18 protein-coding genes and 1 other annotated feature are annotated in these 20,966 nt (G+C 39.2%); of the genes, 4 read left to right on the forward strand and 14 right to left on the reverse strand.

The features are described 5' to 3' along the window. Nucleotides 1-16: 16 nt before the first annotated feature. Nucleotides 17-493 (forward strand): helix-turn-helix domain-containing protein, encoded by a 477-nt coding sequence (locus F891_RS11960; protein WP_005262470.1) that lies wholly within the window; start codon nucleotides 17-19, stop codon nucleotides 491-493. Then, complete coding sequence (locus F891_RS11965) at nucleotides 489-1,028, forward strand: IS630 family transposase (RefSeq protein ID WP_126038012.1); 540 nt, start codon at nucleotides 489-491, stop codon at nucleotides 1,026-1,028. The genes F891_RS11960 and F891_RS11965 overlap by 5 nt, the downstream gene beginning before the upstream one ends. Here the strand turns inward: F891_RS11965 and F891_RS11970 are convergent. Beyond that, nucleotides 990-2,411: a DUF4365 domain-containing protein gene (locus tag F891_RS11970; RefSeq protein ID WP_005263602.1), complete on the reverse strand. Its 1,422-nt coding sequence runs from the start codon at nucleotides 2,409-2,411 to the stop codon at nucleotides 990-992. The genes F891_RS11965 and F891_RS11970 overlap by 39 nt on opposite strands. 381 nt (nucleotides 2,412-2,792) lie before the next feature. Here F891_RS11970 and F891_RS11975 point away from each other — a divergent pair, with 381 nt between their 5' ends. Continuing rightward, the gene (locus F891_RS11975; protein ID WP_005263603.1) at nucleotides 2,793-3,482 is read left to right on the forward strand and encodes a TnsA endonuclease N-terminal domain-containing protein; all 690 of its coding nucleotides are present in this window, start codon (nucleotides 2,793-2,795) and stop codon (nucleotides 3,480-3,482) included. A gap of 121 nt (nucleotides 3,483-3,603) precedes the next feature. After that, nucleotides 3,604-4,823, forward strand: a protein-coding gene (locus F891_RS11985) for an IS3 family transposase (protein ID WP_148335363.1) whose coding sequence is annotated in 2 segments (ribosomal slippage) — nucleotides 3,604-3,880 and nucleotides 3,880-4,823 — 1,221 coding nt in all. Because the reading frame shifts where the segments join, the coding sequence is not laid out codon by codon here. Further along, nucleotides 3,879-3,995, forward strand: a sequence feature (AL1L pseudoknot). Its footprint overlaps the gene before it by 117 nt. Nucleotides 4,824-4,859: 36 nt before the next feature. On the opposite strand, the gene F891_RS11990 is transcribed toward F891_RS11985, so the two are convergent. From F891_RS11990 to F891_RS12050, 13 genes are all read right to left on the reverse strand, one after another. After that, nucleotides 4,860-5,264, reverse strand: a complete 405-nt coding sequence (locus F891_RS11990; protein WP_005263605.1) for a hypothetical protein — start codon at nucleotides 5,262-5,264, stop codon at nucleotides 4,860-4,862. A 58-nt stretch (nucleotides 5,265-5,322) separates the two neighbouring features. Beyond that, a complete protein-coding gene (gene tnpC / locus F891_RS11995; protein WP_005263607.1) occupies nucleotides 5,323-6,948 on the reverse strand; it encodes an IS66 family transposase in 1,626 nt (541 codons plus the stop codon). A 74-nt stretch (nucleotides 6,949-7,022) separates the two neighbouring features. Then, complete coding sequence (tnpB, locus tag F891_RS12000) at nucleotides 7,023-7,358, reverse strand: IS66 family insertion sequence element accessory protein TnpB (RefSeq protein WP_005263609.1); 336 nt, start codon at nucleotides 7,356-7,358, stop codon at nucleotides 7,023-7,025. Further along, a complete protein-coding gene (gene tnpA, locus F891_RS12005) occupies nucleotides 7,355-7,738 on the reverse strand; it encodes an IS66-like element accessory protein TnpA (protein ID WP_004646130.1) in 384 nt (127 codons plus the stop codon). Before tnpA ends, tnpB begins: the two co-directional genes overlap by 4 nt. Before the next feature lie 181 nt (nucleotides 7,739-7,919). Then, nucleotides 7,920-9,146, reverse strand: a complete 1,227-nt coding sequence (gene actD, locus F891_RS12010; protein ID WP_005180623.1) for a putative acinetoferrin export transporter ActD — start codon at nucleotides 9,144-9,146, stop codon at nucleotides 7,920-7,922. 52 nt (nucleotides 9,147-9,198) lie between these two features. Further along, nucleotides 9,199-11,436: a TonB-dependent receptor gene (locus F891_RS12015; RefSeq protein WP_005263611.1), complete on the reverse strand. Its 2,238-nt coding sequence runs from the start codon at nucleotides 11,434-11,436 to the stop codon at nucleotides 9,199-9,201. A 9-nt stretch (nucleotides 11,437-11,445) separates the two neighbouring features. Beyond that, nucleotides 11,446-12,681: an MFS transporter gene (locus tag F891_RS12020; RefSeq protein WP_004683789.1), complete on the reverse strand. Its 1,236-nt coding sequence runs from the start codon at nucleotides 12,679-12,681 to the stop codon at nucleotides 11,446-11,448. After that, entirely contained in the window at nucleotides 12,678-13,049 is a 372-nt protein-coding gene (actB, locus tag F891_RS12025; protein ID WP_004281762.1) for a protein ActB, read from the reverse strand. The genes F891_RS12020 and actB overlap by 4 nt, the downstream gene beginning before the upstream one ends. Next, a complete protein-coding gene (gene acbD / locus F891_RS12030; RefSeq protein WP_004814638.1) occupies nucleotides 13,046-13,684 on the reverse strand; it encodes an acinetoferrin biosynthesis acetyltransferase AcbD in 639 nt (212 codons plus the stop codon). The genes actB and acbD overlap by 4 nt, the downstream gene beginning before the upstream one ends. A 27-nt stretch (nucleotides 13,685-13,711) precedes the next feature. Beyond that, nucleotides 13,712-15,529 carry an acinetoferrin biosynthesis protein AcbC gene (gene acbC / locus F891_RS12035; RefSeq protein WP_004281756.1) on the reverse strand — a complete coding sequence of 606 codons (1,818 nt, stop codon included), beginning with the start codon at nucleotides 15,527-15,529 and terminating at the stop codon, nucleotides 13,712-13,714. Further along, entirely contained in the window at nucleotides 15,526-17,007 is a 1,482-nt protein-coding gene (acbB, locus tag F891_RS12040) for an acinetoferrin biosynthesis monooxygenase AcbB (protein ID WP_004814635.1), read from the reverse strand. Before acbB ends, acbC begins: the two co-directional genes overlap by 4 nt. Then, nucleotides 17,000-18,784 carry an acinetoferrin biosynthesis protein AcbA gene (gene acbA, locus F891_RS12045; protein WP_005263615.1) on the reverse strand — a complete coding sequence of 595 codons (1,785 nt, stop codon included), beginning with the start codon at nucleotides 18,782-18,784 and terminating at the stop codon, nucleotides 17,000-17,002. Before acbA ends, acbB begins: the two co-directional genes overlap by 8 nt. Nucleotides 18,785-19,209: 425 nt before the next feature. Continuing rightward, nucleotides 19,210-20,142 carry an IS5 family transposase gene (locus tag F891_RS12050; protein ID WP_034439484.1) on the reverse strand — a complete coding sequence of 311 codons (933 nt, stop codon included), beginning with the start codon at nucleotides 20,140-20,142 and terminating at the stop codon, nucleotides 19,210-19,212. Between the last annotated feature and the right edge of the window lie 824 nt (nucleotides 20,143-20,966).

Here is a 20,966-nt window from a genome sequence, read left to right on the forward strand (position 1 = left end):
TAAACGATGTTTGCACATGCCACGGATTGTTACCGTCCCACTCAGCTTAGAACAGCGTGCACAACTAATTCTCCTGACCAAGCATGCAGCACATTGGCGTGAAAGACAACGTGCCCAAACTATTCTCTGGCTTTCCGAAGGTAAAACTGTTGCCGAAGTTGCTGCGTTACAAGAGCGTATCCCAGAAACCATAAGGCTACAACGCCGACATTGGGAGCTACATCAGTTTGAATCGATTCAAGAAGGTCATCGCTCAGGCCGTCCCAATACACTGACATCAAACTATCAGGCTCAAATCTTAGAGTGGGTCAACACAAGCCCACTCAATGCAGAACAAATCCGAGTCAAACTGCATGAAAAACACGGTGTGTCCGTGTCTGTTGAAACTATTCGCAAGTTTTTGCGAGATTCAGGCATGGTCTTCAAACGCACCCGCCACAGCTTGAAAAAAAAGAGACCCGACCGCATTTGGACAAGCGCAACAGCAAATTGAAGCATTACGTGAGCAAGCGGCACGTGGTGAAATTGTATTGGGCTATGTCGACGAAACAGGATTTTCGGCTACGCCAGATAACCGTTATGCATGGACAAAGATAGGCGATGTTCATGCGGTTGATGCTGTAAGACTAAAGCGAGTTAATGTGATGGGTTGTCTCCTGTCAACGGGTCATCTGATCACCAGTTGCCTACAGGAGTCCGTTAACAGTCGCTGGTTTTATGCCTATTTGATGGGTGTAGCAGCACAGGTGAAACGCAGCTATCAAGTTCCTTTGGTGTTGATTGTTGACAATGCCTCGATTCATCGCAGCAAACAGATGGTAGATTGGCGCAAGCTTCTTGTACAAGAGTATTCAACGACTTTGTATTTTCTACCTGCGTATAGTCCTGAGCTGAATAGAATTGAGATGGTTTGGAAGCAGATGAAGTATAACTGGCGGGATTTTAAGGTAATGAAGGCAGATCAAATAGAGCGTTGGGTTGGGCAGATTTCAAAGGGTTTTGGTAATGAATACATGTTTACTTTTTAGTTGATACTTATCTATTAGAATAGTAATGTCAGCTGGATATCCTAACTTTTGAGCTGCAATCCATGCTTTCTGTAAGAAACTAAAAGCTTTCTTCATGCCTTCCAAATCATAATCAGGCCGCCCTTCAATAGGAAGAATCTCTCCACATATCCCTACATCATTTGAGGACTTATGAAAATACCTTCGTGCAGCTAATGCATTAAAAATATAATGCTTTCTATCATCATCAAAATCATTTTCTATATTTTCTTCAATGATTTGATCTAGTTCTACAGGAAGGTAACCTATAGTACATATAACCATTTGAATCATAATTTCTGTTGGATAATATTGTTTTAGTAATTCCAAACCTTCTATAGGTCTTTTAAGCATTGCTAGAGTTTTAGCTTTTAGTGCACATTCTGTAAAACTATCATTACCTAGCGTATTAGCTAATTCTTCAAGCTCATCTTGGGGTGGCATTGAGTCTAGCTTAAATTTTGACTCTAAATATGCGAGACGATAACGAATTTTCGTATTTTTCTCTTGTGCAAATTTAAACTGCGTCTCAGCTTCATCAAAAAATCCCTGATAAGACAAAAGATTACCTTTTTGATAATAAAATTCTGCCAATTCATGGTCATTGAATTTATCTTTTATAGTCTCCAATTTGTTTAATATTTCTTCTGCAGCCTGTATACGGTTACTTGATAAATAATCTGAGCAAATCTTTAGGTCAGTTGGAATTTCGCCCTTAGGATTATCAATCCAAGGGGCTTCATTTTTTAGCTCAATAGTTTTTAAAAAGACAGGTTTTTCACTAATTATTGTAGTTAAATTTTCTAATACTTCATCTATAGGTTTTTGTCGCTCTGTAATACTTCTTTTCAAAGAAAAGAACCTATTTTTTTCAGTAATTCTCTTCTTATAAAATTGATAAATATCTAATGATGAATCTAACAAGTTGTCAGTTGGGATTTGAACAGATATAGTTTTTTGGCTTTCTAACTTATCTTTATTTTTTTCAAACCAATCTTCTTCTAACCAAAAATAATAGATTGAACAATTGGATAAATCATCTTCTTTTTCTTTTAAGTCAACAACAGCAACCATTACTAACGGCTCTTGTTGAGAATAGTAATTTAATGCTGATACATCAAAATCATATGAAATAAGTGATCTATCCACATTATATTTGGGTACTGTAGTGCCTTTCAATTGAAGGTAAAAGCTATAATTTACATAATTTTCAGTTGATTTGAGTTGAATTGAATAATCTATACCAAAGTCAGTGTCACCAGCCATGGGGGTTTCAATCCAAGCTTTAGGCAATTTACTTGCTAAAGCTCTTGCTGCCAAGCGGCCAATTTCTTGACTACGCCCATCTTTTGGAAGATTCCCCATAAATTTTAACCCTAAGCTAAAGTTGCATATTTATCCAATATACTGTTTTTTGATACTTTTTCTAAGTAGATTTTAAAACTGCTCTAATAAGAATTCCTATAAGTCAGAATTCTTTAGAGCATTCACATCCTAAAACTTATCTAAAACATCCAATATTACTTTTTTACAAAAAACCAACAAAAATAAAGATGTACAAAAGAATATTTTGTGATATATTAAATTAGAACTTAAAACAACAACTTAAACCAAATGTTGTCAAAAAATCGCTTTAATTTTTTATATTTCTCCTCAAATTATCCGTTTTTCCTGTTTTTAGGTATCTTGTAGTAGCCTCTATTCCAACAAATAATGACTTCTTAGCAATTTTACAGAGTCATTGGAATGGAACATATCCAAAATACGACTATCTATTCTTCCAAAGTTCACGCTGATATCAAGAAACAAATTATTGCTGCATTTCAGCAAAAAGCAGATATCTCTGGGAAAATTATTGGCAAAAGAAAGATCGAACAAGGCAGTATTGGAAAACGCACCTCTCTCTTTCCGAGCGTAAAAAATCAAGCCATGATACCGCTTGAAAGCAAACTAGAGTTGGCTTATGCATTATCTTTAGAACAAAACCAAAATGTAGAGGCCTATCGTACTCAGGCTGTTAAAATTCCACATGCCAAAAATCGCTTTCTTTTTCCTGACTTCCTCATCAAATATAAAGATGGTACATATGCAATCCATGAGGTAAAGCCATCTATTCAAGCATTAAGTGAAAAAAATCTATTAAAAATTAGAGATATAGAAAATATTCTAAAAGCTATGAATATTGAATTCCGTGTGATAGATAAAAACGTCTTAGCCAATGACGAATTATTGCAAAAAATTTTATTTTTTTATTCTAGGGGTAATGCCAAATTATGGCCTACTGAACTACTTTTGAGTACTCAGGAAAGTCTTAATAAAGAATATAAGACATTGAACGACTTATATAATGCTCTTACCCTCCACAATATTTCAATCCATCTAGGTGATTACTTCATCTTCCATAAGATTATCTCTATTCAGGGGTTTTCATGGTGATGAACGATCAAAAGTACCCTAAAGAAGGCTATAGATTTGAACTCTATGGAAATCAATATGATATTACTGCTTGAACCGTACCGGGTTTGTCGGAGAGTCAATATTCTGAGAGACTATCCCGATGACAAAATTAAAATATACCCCTGAAATCAGAGAAAGAGCGGTTCAATTATTGATTGAATCTGAAAAAGATTATCCATCGAATTGGGCTGCGATCACCGCTATTGCTCCCAAGATAGGTTGTACTCCTGAAACACTACGTGTTTGGTATCAAAAATATTTAGATAAACTAAATCCAGTTAAAGTACAGCAGCTTTCAGACCAAGAACGTATCAAACAACTCGAACGCGAAAATAAAGAACTGCAACGCGCCAATGAGATTCTACGTAAAGCAGCCGCTTTTTTCGCCCAGGCGGAGCTCGACCGCCCACACAAATAATGGTGGATTTTATCCATAATAATAAAGAGCTGTACGGAGTCGAGGCGATTTGTAGAATTTTACCGATCGCACCCTCAACCTATTACCGGACTCTAGATCTCTGCGAAAACCCAGAACATCGAGCAAAGCGAGATCTACATGACTTGCATCATGCTGAACAAATTAAACGAATTTGGAAGGAAAGTTCAGGTCGATATGGTGTACGTAAAGTTTGGCAAAAACTGAAACGTGAAGGCTATATTATTGCACGCTGTACAGTTGCTCGATTGATGCAAAAGCTAGGTATACAAGGTGTTTGGCGAGGTAAGAATAAACAAACTACCCATAGCCGAGATGATCAAAAACGAGCAGATGACTTGGTGAAACGCAATTTTAGTGCTGATCACCCTGACCAGCTGTGGGTCGCTGACTTTACGTATATTCAAACAAATTCAGGCTGGGTCTATACCGCCTTTATTATTGATGTGTTCTCGCGAGCAATTGTTGGATGGAAAGTATCAACACGGATGAATACAGACATGGTGCTCGATGCACTGGAGCAAGCATTGCATGATCGAGGCATGCCAAAGAACGTGATTCATCATAGTGACAGAGGTGTGCAATATCTTTCCATTCGTTATACCAATCGTTTAGAAGCAGCAAATTTACGAGCATCAGTCGGTACGACCGGTGATTCATACGATAATGCTTTGGCTGAAACAGTGAATGGCTTATACAAAACAGAGGTGATTGAATATTTAAAAGCAGATTGGCAAGGTTTAGCGGATGTACAACTTGCGACATTAAATTGGGTAGATTGGTTCAATAAAGAGCGTGTACATAGTGCACTAGGTTATGTGCCACCTTTTGATTTTGAAGCAATGTACTATGATAAAATTAATCCGTTAGGTCAGGTGGCCTAACTTAAATAAAAAAGTCTCCGACAAACCCGGTACGGTTCAAAAGCCTTCGTTAGCTTTTTTTATAAAATTTTCTTTTCTTTCCGTGTAATTTAATAAATAGTTTGAAAAATTTAAACCATGGCAAGTCGATGGTCTTTCATCATCCAGATTTAAAGCAGCAAAAGTGGCCATTAGAGTCAATAAGCTACGACTAGGATTAGTCCATACAGCCTTATGCTTACTTATCTTAGTAATCTTACCCTCTTGCCACTCAAAAGTTTTGGCGTTTAATTTTTTTTGAAAAAACCATCCTAAACATATCGGCTCAATCTCTTTAAAAATAGAACGGTGAGTTAATATATCTAAATGAGAAAGAAGTGAATAAAGGCTTAAACCAAACACACTTTGGGCAAGAATATCTGAGTTTTTCTGACTAATAGCTTCGCTCCAAAAGACATCCAAAGTTTGATCTTGAATTTTTAAAGATCCGTAAGCGTCCGCTGAACCCCATGCCTATTTTTTAATTCGGTTCAGGTTTCCAGCAGTGTGGCAGTAACTCTTCAATCTGGGTCACTTTATGCGTCGGCAGCCTTTTCAGCACATCACTTAAATAGGCATACGGATCCAGCCCATTCAGCTTTGCTGACTGGATTAACGTCATGATGTTTGCTGCTCGCTGACCACTGCGCAGCGAGCCAGCAAACAGCCAGTTCTTGCGCCCCAACGCCCAGGGACGCATCTGATTCTCGACCCAATTATTGCAAATAGGTAGATTGCCATCATCCAGATAGCGGCTTAAAGCTGGCCAACGCTTCAGCGTGTAATTGATGGCCTTGGCAATGGGAGAACTCGATGGCACTGTCAGATGATGTTGGTTGAGCCATTCATATAGTTGTTGCATCACTGGTTGACTATGCTGTTGTCGGTATTCGCGGCGCTGTTCTGCTGTACCATCGGTCTTTTTCCTGAGTTCTGCTTCTATCGCATACAGTTTCTGAATCAGCACCAATGCCTGTTCAGCGACCTGACTTTTCCCGGTCACATGCAGTTCATGGAATTTACGACGTGCATGGGCCATGCAGCCCACCTCTATGACCTGGCCTGATTTAAAGCGTGCTTTATAACCACTGTAATCATCACAGACTAGATAGCCCTGCCAGCCTTTCAAGAACTCTGCAGCATGCTCGCCTGAACGACTATCCTGAAAGTCATAGATCACCGCCTGAACTGGATTGTACTGTGTAGTGGCATAGGCCCAGACATAACCTTTCTTCGGTTTTTTCTCATTCTCACCCATCCGCATGATGGTGACTGGTGTTTCATTTGCATGCAGCACCTGCTGTTGTAGTACCACCTCTTTTAAGGCATTGGCCAGAGGTTCGAGTTCTACTCCGCAGCGACCTATCCAGTCAGATAACGTTGATCTAGAAAGTTCGATTCCCGCCCGCTGATAGATCAGACGTTGACGGTACAGCGGCAAATGATCGGCATACTTCGATACCAGCACATGGCTGAGCAATTCAGGTGAAGCAATGCCTTTATCAATTACATAGGCAGGCATCGCTTGCTGAGTCAGAGTGTCGCACTGATCACAGACCCATTTACCACGCACATGCTGTTCCTTATAGAACTGTGCCGGTCTGAAATGCAGTTTTTCACTGATATCTTCGCCGATACGACGGAGTTGGCAGCCACAAGCGCATTGGGTTGATGCAGGTTCATGCTCAATACGGATGGTGTGTAGATGATCTGGCAGTGGTCGACGTTTAGGTTTATTGGTTTTGGCTTTCTGTGTCGCTGCATCGGTTTTATCTGCATTTAATCGTTCTAATTCCAGATCAACAGCAGCAATATCTTCTTCGACCGCTTCATCCCATAGGTGGATTTGTTTTGCAGTGAGATGTTCGTTTTTACTGCCGAATTTGTGCTGTTTAAATAGTGCGAGTTCATGCTCGTATTTTTGATTGAGAATAGAAAGATGTTGAACTTTAGAATCTAATTGCTGATTGGTTACTTCAAGATGCTGAACTTTGGCATCTAATTGCTGGTTTGATTGTGCTAGAGACTGATGCTGCAGCGCCAACTGCCTGGTGAATTCCAGCAGTTGTTCATGGGTCAGTTGGCTTAAGTCAGGCAGCGTATTCATGACCGCAGTATGCCTGAGGTCATGAGAAGAATGAAATAGAACGTTTGGAGAATAGCAGAATGGAACAGTCTGGTTTAAAGCATCGTCACCACCTGCTGTCGTCCAATGCGCTGCCAGGGCAAACCCTGGATCAGTGCCTGTAACTGTTCCGGGCTGAGGGCCACGGTTTCACCTTGGTGAACTTGAGTCCAGTGAAATTTGCCCTGTTCCAGCCGCCGGGCACACAGCCAGATGCCCAATCCATCATGTACCAGCACTTTCATGCGATGTCCACGTTTATTACAGAACAGGTAAGCACAATGCGGTTTGATGTAGCCAAAGGCTCTCACCACCTGAGCCATGACAGTATCCATCCCTGCTCGCATATCCAGAGGTTGGGTAGAAAGCCAGATTTCATCAATGCGGATCATGTTGCAAGTGCCTTGAGTAATTCTGCTAAAGCAGATATTTCTGATACTTGCCATTTCAAGCCAATTTCTGCTTTTGAGTGGGGTAAAGTAATTTGAACCTTTAACATGTCAGTAGGAGTAGGATCTAATGGTGCAGAGCAAGATAAGGCAATAAATGCAGGTTTATTCGGTAGTGGTGAGCGATCATTCCCTGGCTTAGCATCAATTAAGCGAATCCATTTGGATACAAGATTTGTATTCAATCCATGTTGCAAAGCGACTGAAGCAATTGAAACGTCTGGTGCTTTACAAGCCTGAACGATCTGCTGTTTAAATTCAGCACTGTATGTTCTTCGTTTTTTCGCAAGAGATGCGATGGATGTCTGGTGATTTGTAGTCATAAATTTTAGTCCCCACTTGTTTTTAAGTGGGGACTAAATTAAGGCTTATAGGATGAATTCATAAGGTGTGTTCAGCGGACGCTTACGATCAAACGTCCAACTAAAAATAATCATCTAAGAATTGATTACGAGACTGCAATCATAAAAATTTAATATTCTCTGTCTTTCAAGCATATTTGATTTAGGAGTTAACCTTATTGCTTATCATCGTATTCTGATTTGAATAGGATATGATCAACAAGTAGACCGCCACTGTGACCATCAATATTAAGAGTAAATAAAAAGGTAAGTGAATGCCGAACTGATATAGAAAAGTGCTCAGTAAAGGCGCCACAATGAGACCAATCGCTTGAGTAGCTGTACAAATACTTGCCATTTTGACTTGAGCAGCTTGCGTAACAGATTGAGCCGCCCCTGTGGTAAATGCAGGCAAAAGGCTTGCCACTCCGACCCCATAAAATAAATAACTTATTTGAAACATCCAAATATGGATTGCACTTAAAGATAGGATGAGTCCAATAACCATGCTAAACGTACCCACCAATACCAAAGCTTTCAGTTTTAAATGAAGTACTTTTACAATCAGGATCTGAGTAATCACTAAGCTAAAACCAACAATGAGCATACATTGGGAAAAATAAATCGCACTTTGTTGTGAGCTTAAATGAAAATGGTCTTGAATATAAAAACCTGCCGTCATATTGAGCGTCACGATAGCCATATAGGTAGTAAATCCTAAAATAAGCCAAGGAATAGCTGGTTTTAATGAAAATGAATGCTCTATTTTTACAGGCTGTTTTTGATCCAATATTGTGTTTTGTTTACCCTCATCATGTTTAAAATACATTGTGATAATCAAACTAAAAATCACCAATAAAATAACTGCAATCCACATTGGCAATAAAATTCCACCGAACAATAACACTGAAGTTAGAAATGGGCCGACGATCATACCTAAACTATTCATCGCACCATACATTGCCATTTTTTGACTGCGTTGTTGTTCCTCTGTGACATGTTGCATGACATAACTTTGTAGACCTATTTGTGGCATAGCCATAAAACCACCAGTACTTGCTCGACTAATCACCAACAAAGCAAAAACTATCATTACGGGTAATGTTTGTTGTATTCCCCAATAAAGAATCGCTGTAAATATAGCCCAAGTAATGGTCATGCCCCAGAAACCATAATTCATTAATTGATAAGGAGTCTGTATTTTTTCCCCTCTGGCAATCAGAATAGATGCAATCGCCATACAAATTGCACCCGCTGAAACAATTACTCCGCCCTGTACTTCTGTTAAGCCAAGCTCACGAATTAATGGGGCAAGTAAAGGTAAAATCATTGAAAAACAAGTACCGTTGGCTAGAGTTGCCCAAGCCAATAATTTAAAATTTTGTTGCATAGGTAGTATTCATCAAAAGAAAAGGCATCTAAAAGATGCCTTCTGGATAAGATTAGTACTTGAGAGTGTAGCTCAAACCATAGGTACGACCTTGAGCAGCCAAGCTCGAAATATCGCCGTAAACCGTTGAAACTGCTTGGCTATAAACAGACTTATAGTCCGTATTCCACACGTTATATACACCAAAACCTAAAGTTCCTGGACCTGCTTTTGCATTGGCAATCACATCCATCACTGCAAAACCTTTGATTTCTGCTGGAGGACGAGTACTACCATTCGCAATCGCATCTTTACGTGCTTCATCCGTACCATCAATAGCCAAAGCTTGTACTCGTAAACCTAAACCATCATTGAATTGCCAGTCTGAATAAACCGTTGCTTTCAAAGGTGCTACACGAATTGCATCTAACTCTTGCCATTTACCATTTGAGTTTTTGAACTGACCACGTGTATAAGCTAAAGTCCCACCTACATTCCAATCATCTGAAACGGTATATTTGACATTACCTTCAATACCATACACGCGTTCATCTGTATCAATAACTTCAATTGCAAAACTTGGAGGACCAAATTTCAATGACTTATCAGATTTGTTATAAAACGCAGTGATCCCTGTGCTTAACGCATCATCTTGTAGACGCCAGCCCAGCTCAAAACTATTTACTTTGATTGGATCAATTGTTTGGTTACTTACGACAAAGTTTGCAGGGACATCTCTTAGCATACGTTGTACATCAGGTAAATTTGCACCTTGCGAGAAATTTGCAAACACCTGTTGTGCATCAGTTAAATGATAAAGTGCGCTTACATTAAAGAGTGTTGCATCATGCTTAACTGAACCACCTTTTAAGGTTTTAGCTTGGTATGTTGGAACGAAATCGGCAACCATTGCTTCAGAATATGGAACTGAGTCTTTAACATCACTATCGATGCGCTCATGACGAATACCTGCTTGTAGATTTAAGCGATCAGTTGCTTCAAATTGACTTTGTAAGAAGAAACCAAGCTTTTCAGTATCTACCTCAGGACCAAAAGCATAATTATTTAGGGGCTTAAACTTTAGACCATTACTACTGATAAAAGTATTTAGATCATAAAGTTGTGCTGTTTGTTTGCCATTTTCCTTATCGTAATCCACACCATAAGTTAGATTTAATGCACGTTCTGCCAGATTGAGTTTACTTTGAAGTGCTAAACGAGCACCAAAAACATCAATATCTGTTTCTGATTGGGTAACAATAAATGTTCTTCCACCTGGAATGGATGCATGTGCTAAAGCATTTGCACTTGGGAAGAATCGCCCTTTTTCAGTACGATAATACGCCTCTGCATTTACAGTCTGACCAAGAAAATCCTGATTTTCATATTGTGCATTTACTGCACTGCGCTTAGTACGTGGTTGAGTATCAAGCTCTAAACCTTTTACAGCTTTTTGACTAGGTTTTGCCCCTAGAAGTAAAACAGATAAGCCTGGACCATAATCAGCGCCATATTCACTGTCCTGCTCATCGTTATAGTATTGCGCACCGATACTTAATTTTTGCTTATCTGCCAACTGCCAGCTTAAACGACCATTCACATCTACAGTTTCAGTATCTTGACGATCTGTTTGTGCAACTTCTGGACCTACACGATCACCTCGACTATCTTGAATTTCACCGCGTTGTGTATAGCTAGCACCTATAAAACCACTCCAATCCCCTTGGTTAAATGATGCAGACTGAAACGCTTCATAAGCTAAAGCATCACTTTTGAAATTATCACCTGAAGTAACGCCGAGTTTGGTTTCAAAATTTACACCATCACCCGAACCTCTTTTGGTGATGATATTGATGATCCCACCTGTAGCACCTGCACCATAAATACTACTTGCACCTGACACGACTTCAACACGTTCGATCATGTCTGGGCTAATGCTATTTAATTGGCGTGAACTATCGCGTGAGCCCGTTTGCGGAACACCATCAATCATATATTGCACTGTACGACCACGCATGGTCATCCCATAGTTACTGGTCGTACCTGAACTTGGTGTTAAAGATGGAACCAACAGTCCTAAAATATCTGCGGTACTTTTACCAGCAGCAGCTTGTTTTGCAATGTCTTCTTGGCTAATACTGTAAACAGTTCCCGCAATCTCAGCGATACTTTGAGCTGAGCGAGTTGCTGTCATAACAATCGGTGCCAGTTGATTTACGGTTGAAGTCTGCTCGACATTTTGAGCATAAAGTTGCGTACTGATCGCCAAGCTGAGCAGTGTTAATGATGTCGAAAGTGAACGAACTTTCATAAATGACCCCTAGATGAGTTGTTGCGTTTGTTTTGCTTTGCGAATAAGCAGTTGACTAAGCAACACGCTTAAAACAGATGAAACTGCGAGAATGAGATAGAAGTTTCCATAACCAAATGCTTTGGCTAAGAAACCTGAGACTGCACCGCCAATAAAATAAACCAATAGTTCGAAGCAAACTAAAATCGTAAAATCAGTACCAGCTTGTTCTTTGGAGCTGGTCTGCATGAAATGTGCATATAAGGCTGTCATTGCGATATAGCGGATGGCAAGAATGACAATGACAAAGCCACCAAGAAGTAAATGCCATTGATTCAACCAACTGAGTAAAACTGCAACACCCAACAAGGCGTAAACCAAACTGCGTGCCCAACCAGCCCAGATCAGCAATTGTGTTGCGGCTATTTTTTTTAATAAAAATGCAGCTGAAACAGCGGCTAATAATCCAATCCCTGCACCTATTACAGACATCAGCACGCCGATTTGTGACAACGACCATTTCTGATCAATCAGCATCGGATTCAGCATCGCCATAGCCGGTGCTTCGACAATTCGATAACATACGATCAAGGCTAATGCCCATAACATTTCTGGACGTTTAAATGCACGGATCAGACTTGGCGGCTGTTTTGAGATTTTCTCTACATTTGATTTTTCTTTAATCTGGAAAATAGCCAACATCGTCAATGCTGTCATAGCGGCTAAGGAAATCAGTGCAGTTTGCCAACCATAAAGCTCATACAGCCATAAAGTTGCTGCTCCACCAACCATACTGCCAAGCGCAACACCTATACTTTGCGCCATACTGCCTAGTCGATACTCAGATTCTGAAAAGGTTTCGACCGTATAGCCATCAATTGCGATATCTTGAGTTGCAGCAAAAGTTGAAATCCATAAACCGACAATAACAAATACACCAAGACCGTAATCGAATTGGGTAAGTGCCAAAGCAACGACCCCCAACACCAAAGCTATTTGCGTAAACAAAAGCCAAGTTTTACGTTTACCGAGTTTTTTGAAATAAAAACGATCAATTAGTGGTGCCCAAAAAAACTTGAATGCCCAAGGAATATAGAGCAGCGACAACATGCCAATCCAACGTAAATCTACGCCTTGATGACGCAGAATCGCAGGTAAGGCCACATTATAAAAATACAGTGGTAAGGCATGCGCGAGATATAAAACCACCACGACACTCAGGCTCAAGGCTGAGACTTTCTGAATATTTAATGAATTTTGATTCATAAATACCTCTGCAAAGCCCATTGTGTGGCTTCAGCTTTATCTACGCTCACAAAATATGGAACATGCCAAGCTTTGTGCAGAGCTGGTGTATCCAATCGAATACGATCTTCTTCATCTTGAGCAATACGAGCAAAACCCAAACAATATTGGTAAAAATCTTGTTTATATTGCTTATACCATTTGCCTTGGATTGCTCTATATTCCTCCGGAAATTCTGTATTTGCATCGGTTTGCATGATCAACACAAAATTTCGCTGATGTTCGAAATAGTGCTGAATCCGTGCTAACCATTGTTCAAATTCTGCAACAGAGACATTCGCCGCAAAGCGCATGTCTAAGATATGCATTTCATTGATATATAAGCTCATGTAACACTCAGGAGTTTGGCTGGCTGATTAGCTAGCTGTTGTTGTGATGTTTGGTAATAATCCCCAAACTTGTTATAGAAAGTTTCTCTGAAGCAGTAGTACAACATCGCTGTTTTTTCAGGCATCGGTATTAAACGTTGGCTTTCATAACAAAGCTCTGCCACTACTGCTGCATATGGTTTAACGGTATGATCTGGCTCACCCACAATTTTTTTAGCTTTCGAATGTTCAAAAATGTAAAAGCTGAGTAACCGAATGGTTGGTCGCAAGAAGCCTTTGCCAAACACAGATTTGTCACCAAACAGGAGATGCCAACCGAGATCATTGTCATCACCATCGTAATAACGGCCTAAACGATCTCGTTTACCTTCATAAATTTCGGTATAGCCCACATCTTTGCCATCAATTCCAACGATTAATAAACGGTGATGGTCATCTGCTAACATTTTGTCGAAGTAAACTTGTAACTCTAGTTCCGATTTATTTAACTGCCACTGAGGAATTACATGTGGCTCATGCATCCATTGATGTAATAAAGGAATATCCTGTGGATATTGCACTTGGCGTAAGTAGTACTGTGTACCATCTTCAAAGTATTCAAAATAATCTGGTAATTGCTGAGAGATAGTTTTCATATCGAACCTATAAAATGACGAATAAAATTAGCCCGCTTTAGCTTGGCGTGGTTGTTCTGCCCATGTTTTCAATGTTTCTGGGCTAACTGGATTTGCAATAGGATCAAGGAAGACAGGAACAGGACGTTCTGCTTCATCGTTATAACTTGTGGTAAATAGACGTACACGGTTTAGACAAATTTTGGTGTAACTTGGACGCAGCATGGCGAATTTATCAGCACGTTCAGCCAGTTCTGGATGTTTTTGGTTAAACTCAACAATCGTGTTGGAAATGGTCTGCCAAAAATCAAGCTCAGAATATTCAGGATAGTCTTGCAAGAACACATTACAGATATAACGGTAATGCACCATGAACAGACCTGTGAAAATAAAATGGCTTAGATCGGTCGCTTCGTGACGGAGTAATAAATCTGCTTCAGATGGTAACTGAGTTAACTCAGGAAAATCCTCATCCACTAAATTGATGTCGTCAATGAAGTCTTTTAATACCATTGCTTTCGGCACACCATTTTCATGTACCAACATTGTGTTCTCACCGTGTGGTGAAAATGCTAAACCATAACGATATAAGCAAAGTAATAATGGACTCATGCTTACTTGAGCAAATTGTGCTAACCAATCCAAAGGACTTAAACCTGATGCTTGGATCAACACGCTCAGGATCGATTGACCTGAAATATCACGGTGTAACAATGCTGCTTGAGATAACACTTGATGAGATGGATCAACATAACGATCAACACTTTCACGCCATAAACAACCGAACAGCTCTTTAAATTGATACGGTGCACCGTCAATGCGGTCAAAACACGGCTGATGGATAGTTAAAGTCGCAACTTCACCTAAGAAAATCACACCTGTATTTTGTAAGTCTTGATCTTGTTGATGAATTCTTTTTAACCATGCGGTCACTGCTGGAGCTGCTAGATTACGCTTTGAGGGTAATCCACGATAAACAGCGGTATTAAAAATACTGACAGGCAACTTAATGTAATGGCGTTGTAGGTTTGACGTATTGCATAATGTGCGGATTGATTGCATCGGCACATAGCTATCTTGGCTGATATTTAACTCAATAATTTTCTGATCCACAATCTCATTGGCATAAGTCGGAACAAGCCATTGATGCCATTGCCAAGCATGTACGGGAATCAAAAAGTAATTTTGTGGATCTAGGTTTTTTTCTTGGAGAATATTGATGAACTGCTGTAGTTCATTGGCATCAAATTCATGTTGATATAAACCGCAGGCACTCCAATCTTCAGTACTTCGATACTCTGCTAAATCACGATGTACGGCTAACCACAACACTTTAACTTCAGGTGAAAGCTCTGGTGCAGCGCTTAAATAATCATCATAACCAAAACCCATACGCCCTTTACTCATGATGAGCCAAGGATGACCACGTAGCATGCCTTCAACTTTGTAATGTGGCTCTGTCAAAACCGCTATACTTGGCAAACGTGTTTCATTGAACAAATGTGCTTCTGCCAGCCAAGTATTATTCATTTCTTTGATCAAATACGCTTTGGTAAATGGCTTAACATTAGAACTGTCAGACATTGCGACAATAAACTCATGTAAGTTCCAAGCAGGTTGATCATTTTCCTGACTATGAGTCACATCACGTACCGAAGCTTCCTGAATATTCCAGTGTCCGAGTAGATATTGATTTCCTTGAAACTCATACTGACGATTGCCTAAATCTAAACGATAACGCCCTGCTGACAATGCTTTAACTTCAATAATTTCTTCGTATAGAAACTCTGCAATCGCCATTTCAATAAGACGTTGTCCTGCGGCACGCCATTGCTGCTGATTAATTTTTAAAGTTGCAAAGTTCATATCAGTTTCTCATATGTTGAATGTACAGAAGCAGTTTGTGTACGTGTGTTTGCACCACGACGATTAGGATGCGCCGTCATCACGTTCTGTTCTGTTTTCTTGAAAATTGAATGGTTTTTATTGGGAGAATTTTCGCAAAGGCACTCGTTTGATTGTGCTTTGTCATCTGCCATACAAATTTTTGGATTTTGAGAGAGATTAAAGTGTTGGAATGTCTGCGCTTGATTGCCTAATTCATAAAGAGGCTCAGCAAGCAATTGATTAATGATCTTTGCTGCACGATAAGCACCAAGACCTAAATCAGGTGTGCCGACACCATGACTATGCATTTCCTGATTTTGAACAAAAATATGACCATTCAGCCGATGTACAACACGATAGTCGTCTGTAATCTGCCAACGCTGTTTATGATCAAACTCGATGTATGGCTTGAGCAACTGCATAAAACCAAAATCAGGCGTGAAATAACCCGTCGCGGCTACAAGAAAATCACAGTCGAGATGAAAAGACTGAGCTGTAGCACGATGCTGGAAATGCAGTCGGATTTTTTGTGTATCCAATGCTTCTGCATCTTTCAAATCACATTGACTATGTAAATGTGTCTGTAAGCTTTGACCTGCAATACTGCGGTGATAAAGTCTTTGATAAATTTCCCGAATGGTTTTTGCACTAATTCCCTTGTATAACAAGGCTTGTTGCTTTAACTGCTGTTCCTTTTGCTGCGCAGTCAAATCATAAAAATGCTGTGCATAATCTGGACTAAAATGTTCCAAACCTAATGGCGCATACTCCATCGGGAAGAAACCTTGAGAACGAGTAAACCAATGCAAATCAAACTGATGATTAACAGTATCTTGCTGTTCATCAAATAAGTCGATAAACACTTCAGCTGCAGATTGTCCAGAACCAAGTACGACCACATCGCCATGTAAATCTGTATCGGCATGCGTCATATACTGTGCTGAATGCAGACATTGTTGTGGACGGACTTTCTGAATCTTTGCCAAACATTCAGGCAAATATGGCACATTACCACTTCCAATCACTAAATGACGGCATAAATAACTTTGCTGAACACCGTTTGATTCAACGACTACTTTAAAACCTATCGTTTGAGGTTCAATCTTTAGAACCTGCGACTGGTATTCGATACAATCAAGTTGTTCTGCAACCCATTGGCAATAGTGGTTGTATTCACAACGTGGAATATGTGGCTGCTCTAAAAAGTAAAACTTATACAAACGTTGCTGATGACGCAGATAATTCAAAAAACTAAATGGACTGGTTGGATCAACCATCGAGACTAAATCTGCCATAAATGGCACTTGTAATACCGTATTAGGTAGTTGCATACCTGCATGCCAATCAAATTGCGCCTTTTGCTCAAAAAATACGTAATCGAGTGAGCTTTTGTTTTGTAGCAAACTAGCAAGACTTAAATTAAAAGGTCCTAGACCAATTCCAATAAAATCAAGCATAACTGACATCCTTCTGTGAAATACGCAGTGGATTTGGCAGTTGCACGTAAACAGATTGATTTTCTACAGGTGCGATCAACTCGTCTAATTCATGCAAACGTGTCAGCAAGTTGCCTTTATAAGGCAGCGTTGAATTGAACAGTAGTCCTTGTATTAAGGTACTCTCAGGATATTGCTGTAATTGCTCTTCTAAAAATCCAGTTAGATGCGCTAACAATTCATCTTCAGTGATATAGCCTGTTGCACCGATGGCATTAATAATCCCGAACAAAGTATTGCCAAAGAAATAATAACTAAAACGTTCATCAACAAAAGCTTTCGGACCTACCGCAAAGGCTTTTTCTTTCAGTTCAGGAAGTGCTTGCAGAATTTCAGTGGCAAATTCTTCAATATAATAAAAACCTTGGTTATCACGTAACCATAAAGTTTTAGGAAAATGGTTTTCGAGTTCTAATAATACATTTTGTTGATGTGACTCAAATGCCATACCATAACGATGGTATAGATACATCAAAGGCTGCAAACTGACTTCGAGGAACCGATTAAACCAATCTGAAGCAATCTCTGAAACTTCAGCATCAGGATGGGCTTTCGCAATTTTTGCAAATAAGGCATTAAAACGATTTAAAGGCTTGATCGGATGATCTTGGCACAAAGATGCGATACAAGTGACTTGTTGTTGTGGATGGAATGGTTGATCTCGGAAAATACAAATACTTTCATTGATCACTTCATCATCGATTTTTAAAGCGATCCAAGCTGGATCATTGACTGCTTTTAGACTTGGACACTGTTTAAGAATATTTTGCCCAAACTCACTATGCCACAGACGATGTGTCAATTCACCACGATGACATTCTTTGGCCAAATTCACTCGAATAGAATTGGTAATCATCACTGAAAGTGACGGCTTCATCATCCAAGGTGCATTGAAGCTCGCTAATGTGCGTATGGAAGTGGTTGGAGAGAATTGCCAACCACGCAAGCCCAAATCAATCAGTTGCCCTGTTTGCTTTAATCGTTCAAACCAAGCTTTGCCCTGTAAATAACGCGCTTGCCATGGATGTAAAGGAAGTAACTTATATTCCGCATGTGTCTTTAATAAATTGAGATCACTTTCAGATAAATACCACTGTAACGCAGTTTTTAATTGCGCTGAAATAGGTTCATCAGTCGCACTACCTTCTGCAATATAATCTTGGTGCACTAGCCAATAATGAAGTTGAGTCTTACCTTTATTTTCAGGAGAAAAGTTTAACCAATCTTCATGAACAAAGCCTGTCCTACTTTTTGGCGCGGGATGCATACTATGCCCTAAAATCAAAGCTTGCTCTGTTTCAATAAAGCTTTGCCCTGCTTTTACTAAATCATCAAATTCATATTCACGATTTTGTAAAAACTGTTGTAGCGCATCTCGACTTTGAATCCATTTTTCAACTAATGAAGCAGCATCTAGACGAACAGCGGCTTCTTGAACAAGTTCTTCTAGCAACAACCCAACAATTGCTACAGGACTAAATACCTTAATTTTTTCATCGATAATAATTTGCGGAAGATCTGCTAAGCGATGTCGCCCCACACAGCTCACATAAGATAAAGGGAAAAAGCAACGTGCTTGAATAGAGGTAATCGGTATTGATAACAGCGTCAAACCTTGGCTAAACGTCTGTAGTTGAAGAGATTGCTGACTTTTATGAAGCAAGTGACCTTTGCCAGTTTCTTGCGTATATGCATTGACGAAATGTTGTAACGCCAACCGATTAGCAAGTGAATGCATCTGCCGATATCCTCTTTCAAAAGAGTTAATTTGTTTTTCGAAATGTTTTAGGCCTGAAACACATCTTAAGTACAAGGGAGTTTGTAGTTAAGATAGAACTAATGATAATTATTATCATTTACTATTTCAATTCCATAAAAGAACCTAGAAAAACAACACTAAATCATTGAATTTATTTTGTTTAACAAGGAATATTGCTCAGTAAAGATACAAAAAGATAATAATAATTCTCATTAAATAAAATGATCAGCTTGTAGCCATCAATAGTTTTTATAGATGTATAAAATTTTTAAATAGTCTCAAATGTAATATTTCCCCACATCAAAAATCTAATATGTCAAAAAATGGGGTATACGGATTTAATGGTTGATGGGGCTTTGTTGCATAAAGATTTTAAAGATAGAGCTTTCCTAAGTTGTTTAAATTTAAGTGACAACTTGGGTATGAGCTCGGCCTAATTCCATAAATTTATTTAATACTGCCACACGTGCATGAATCTCATTCACCTGGCTTTGAAAACTCCGTGCACTGAGTTTATCTCCCAATAATTTGATGCAATGCATCTTGGTTTCTACCAAGCTTCGGCGATGATACCCAGACCACTTTTTCCAAATTGCTCTTCCTAGGCATTTAAACGTTTTCAACAATTCATTTCTTTCTAAAGATCTCAGCTTTTTGTCTTTCCAGGGCTTCGCATTTTTTCTTGGCGGAATCACCGCATGTGCCTGTCGATCTGAAATGACTTTTCTGCAGTGTTTCGTGTCATAAGCACCATCTGTATAGACAGAATCAATCTGCTCATCAAGTGGAATTTGATCAAGTAAATCTTCGAGTACTTGTGAATCACTGACATTGTTTGTCGTGAGCTGAACGGCCCGTATTTGCAGCGTTTCAGCATCTATACCAATGTGAAGTTTACGCCATTGGCGACGATATTCAGGCTGATGTTTCTTACGTTTCCATTCACCTTCACCTAAAAACTTCAAGCCAGTAGAGTCGACGAGTAGGTGGAGACCATCACGACTTTTCTGATAGCTTATCGCAATATCAATATGCTTTTGTCTTCTACAAATAGTCGAATAATCTGGCGCTGTCCAATCTAATCTACAAAGTTTAATGAGGCTCTGAACAAAGCCAGTGACCATGCGTAAAGTGAGTCTAAATAGAGATTTGATCATCAAACAGCATTGAATCGCTATGTCGGAGTAGGTTTGACTTCGACCTTGTTTGCCTTGAGGTTCTGCATACCATTGTGTTTTTGGATCGAACCAAATGGCAATATTCCCACGATTAATGAGAGCTCGGTTATATGCGGGCCAATTGGTTGTGCGGTAGATTTTGTATGTAGGCTTCTTCATTTGGAAATTATATTGCCGAAGGAGTCCTTAAGAACAGCTTTGTGCAACAAAGCCTCAAGAAACTAATATCTCAGAAATAGTTTTTTCTGGAGATGGCTTATGGCTATATAACGGAAAGCCTACTAATACTAGGGTTAGTGGTATATGGTTCTTTGAAAATGTGGATTGTTATTCACTTGAGCGCTTAGAAAGTAATTTATTTTTAAATCCTTGGGCTCGGTTTCAGCTACATAATTCTCTTAATGAATTTACACAGAAAATTATAGACAATGATCAATTTCGAACTTTAATTGGGACAGTTAACCCTAGAGATCTTTTTGTAAAACACAAATAAATTTTATAGTTATATTAAAGCCCAATCATAGCCGATTGGGTTTTTTTAATGCTTTATCACATTACACACTTAATTATTAAGCTATTCGCCAAAGTATTATGTATTTCATCTAAACTCTAGAGCAGATAGGTATCTAAGCGGTTATTAATACATTTTCCATATCGTGAACATGTAATCTTAATAATTTTAGTATCTTCCAAAAAATCTATCGTACATAAACTTCTCATAATGACATACGTTGTGTCGTTTTTATTCCATAATGACACAGGTTGTGTCACAAGATAATGTCATTGATTAGAGGTGGATCAGGAAATTTGAACAACACCTATAAGTGATATTTTGCTCCCCAAATGATGTTATAAACATCAATATATGGAGTATTTTATGACACGTAGACCAAGAAGAAATCATTCAAATGACTTTAAAGCTAAGGTAGCACTTGCTGCGATTAAAGCAGAAAAAACACTTGCTGAATTGAGTGCTGAATTTG

Source organism: Acinetobacter sp. CIP 101966, from assembly GCF_000369725.1.
GTDB lineage: Bacteria > Pseudomonadota > Gammaproteobacteria > Pseudomonadales > Moraxellaceae > Acinetobacter > Acinetobacter lwoffii_Q.

Coding starts and splice junctions, on each gene's coding strand:
- F891_RS11960 (WP_005262470.1), top strand. CDS start 17: ATGCCACGGATTGTTACCGTCCCACTCAGCTTAGAACAGCGTGCACAA.
- F891_RS11970 (WP_005263602.1), bottom strand. CDS start 2,411: ATGGGGAATCTTCCAAAAGATGGGCGTAGTCAAGAAATTGGCCGCTTG.
- F891_RS11975 (WP_005263603.1), top strand. CDS start 2,793: ATGGAACATATCCAAAATACGACTATCTATTCTTCCAAAGTTCACGCT.
- tnpC (WP_005263607.1), bottom strand. CDS start 6,948: ATGAATACGCTGCCTGACTTAAGCCAACTGACCCATGAACAACTGCTG.
- tnpB (WP_005263609.1), bottom strand. CDS start 7,358: ATGATCCGCATTGATGAAATCTGGCTTTCTACCCAACCTCTGGATATG.
- tnpA (WP_004646130.1), bottom strand. CDS start 7,738: ATGACTACAAATCACCAGACATCCATCGCATCTCTTGCGAAAAAACGA.
- actD (WP_005180623.1), bottom strand. CDS start 9,146: ATGCAACAAAATTTTAAATTATTGGCTTGGGCAACTCTAGCCAACGGT.
- F891_RS12015 (WP_005263611.1), bottom strand. CDS start 11,436: ATGAAAGTTCGTTCACTTTCGACATCATTAACACTGCTCAGCTTGGCG.
- F891_RS12020 (WP_004683789.1), bottom strand. CDS start 12,681: ATGAATCAAAATTCATTAAATATTCAGAAAGTCTCAGCCTTGAGCCTG.
- actB (WP_004281762.1), bottom strand. CDS start 13,049: ATGAGCTTATATATCAATGAAATGCATATCTTAGACATGCGCTTTGCG.
- acbD (WP_004814638.1), bottom strand. CDS start 13,684: ATGAAAACTATCTCTCAGCAATTACCAGATTATTTTGAATACTTTGAA.
- acbC (WP_004281756.1), bottom strand. CDS start 15,529: ATGAACTTTGCAACTTTAAAAATTAATCAGCAGCAATGGCGTGCCGCA.
- acbB (WP_004814635.1), bottom strand. CDS start 17,007: ATGCTTGATTTTATTGGAATTGGTCTAGGACCTTTTAATTTAAGTCTT.
- acbA (WP_005263615.1), bottom strand. CDS start 18,784: ATGCATTCACTTGCTAATCGGTTGGCGTTACAACATTTCGTCAATGCA.
- F891_RS12050 (WP_034439484.1), bottom strand. CDS start 20,142: ATGAAGAAGCCTACATACAAAATCTACCGCACAACCAATTGGCCCGCA.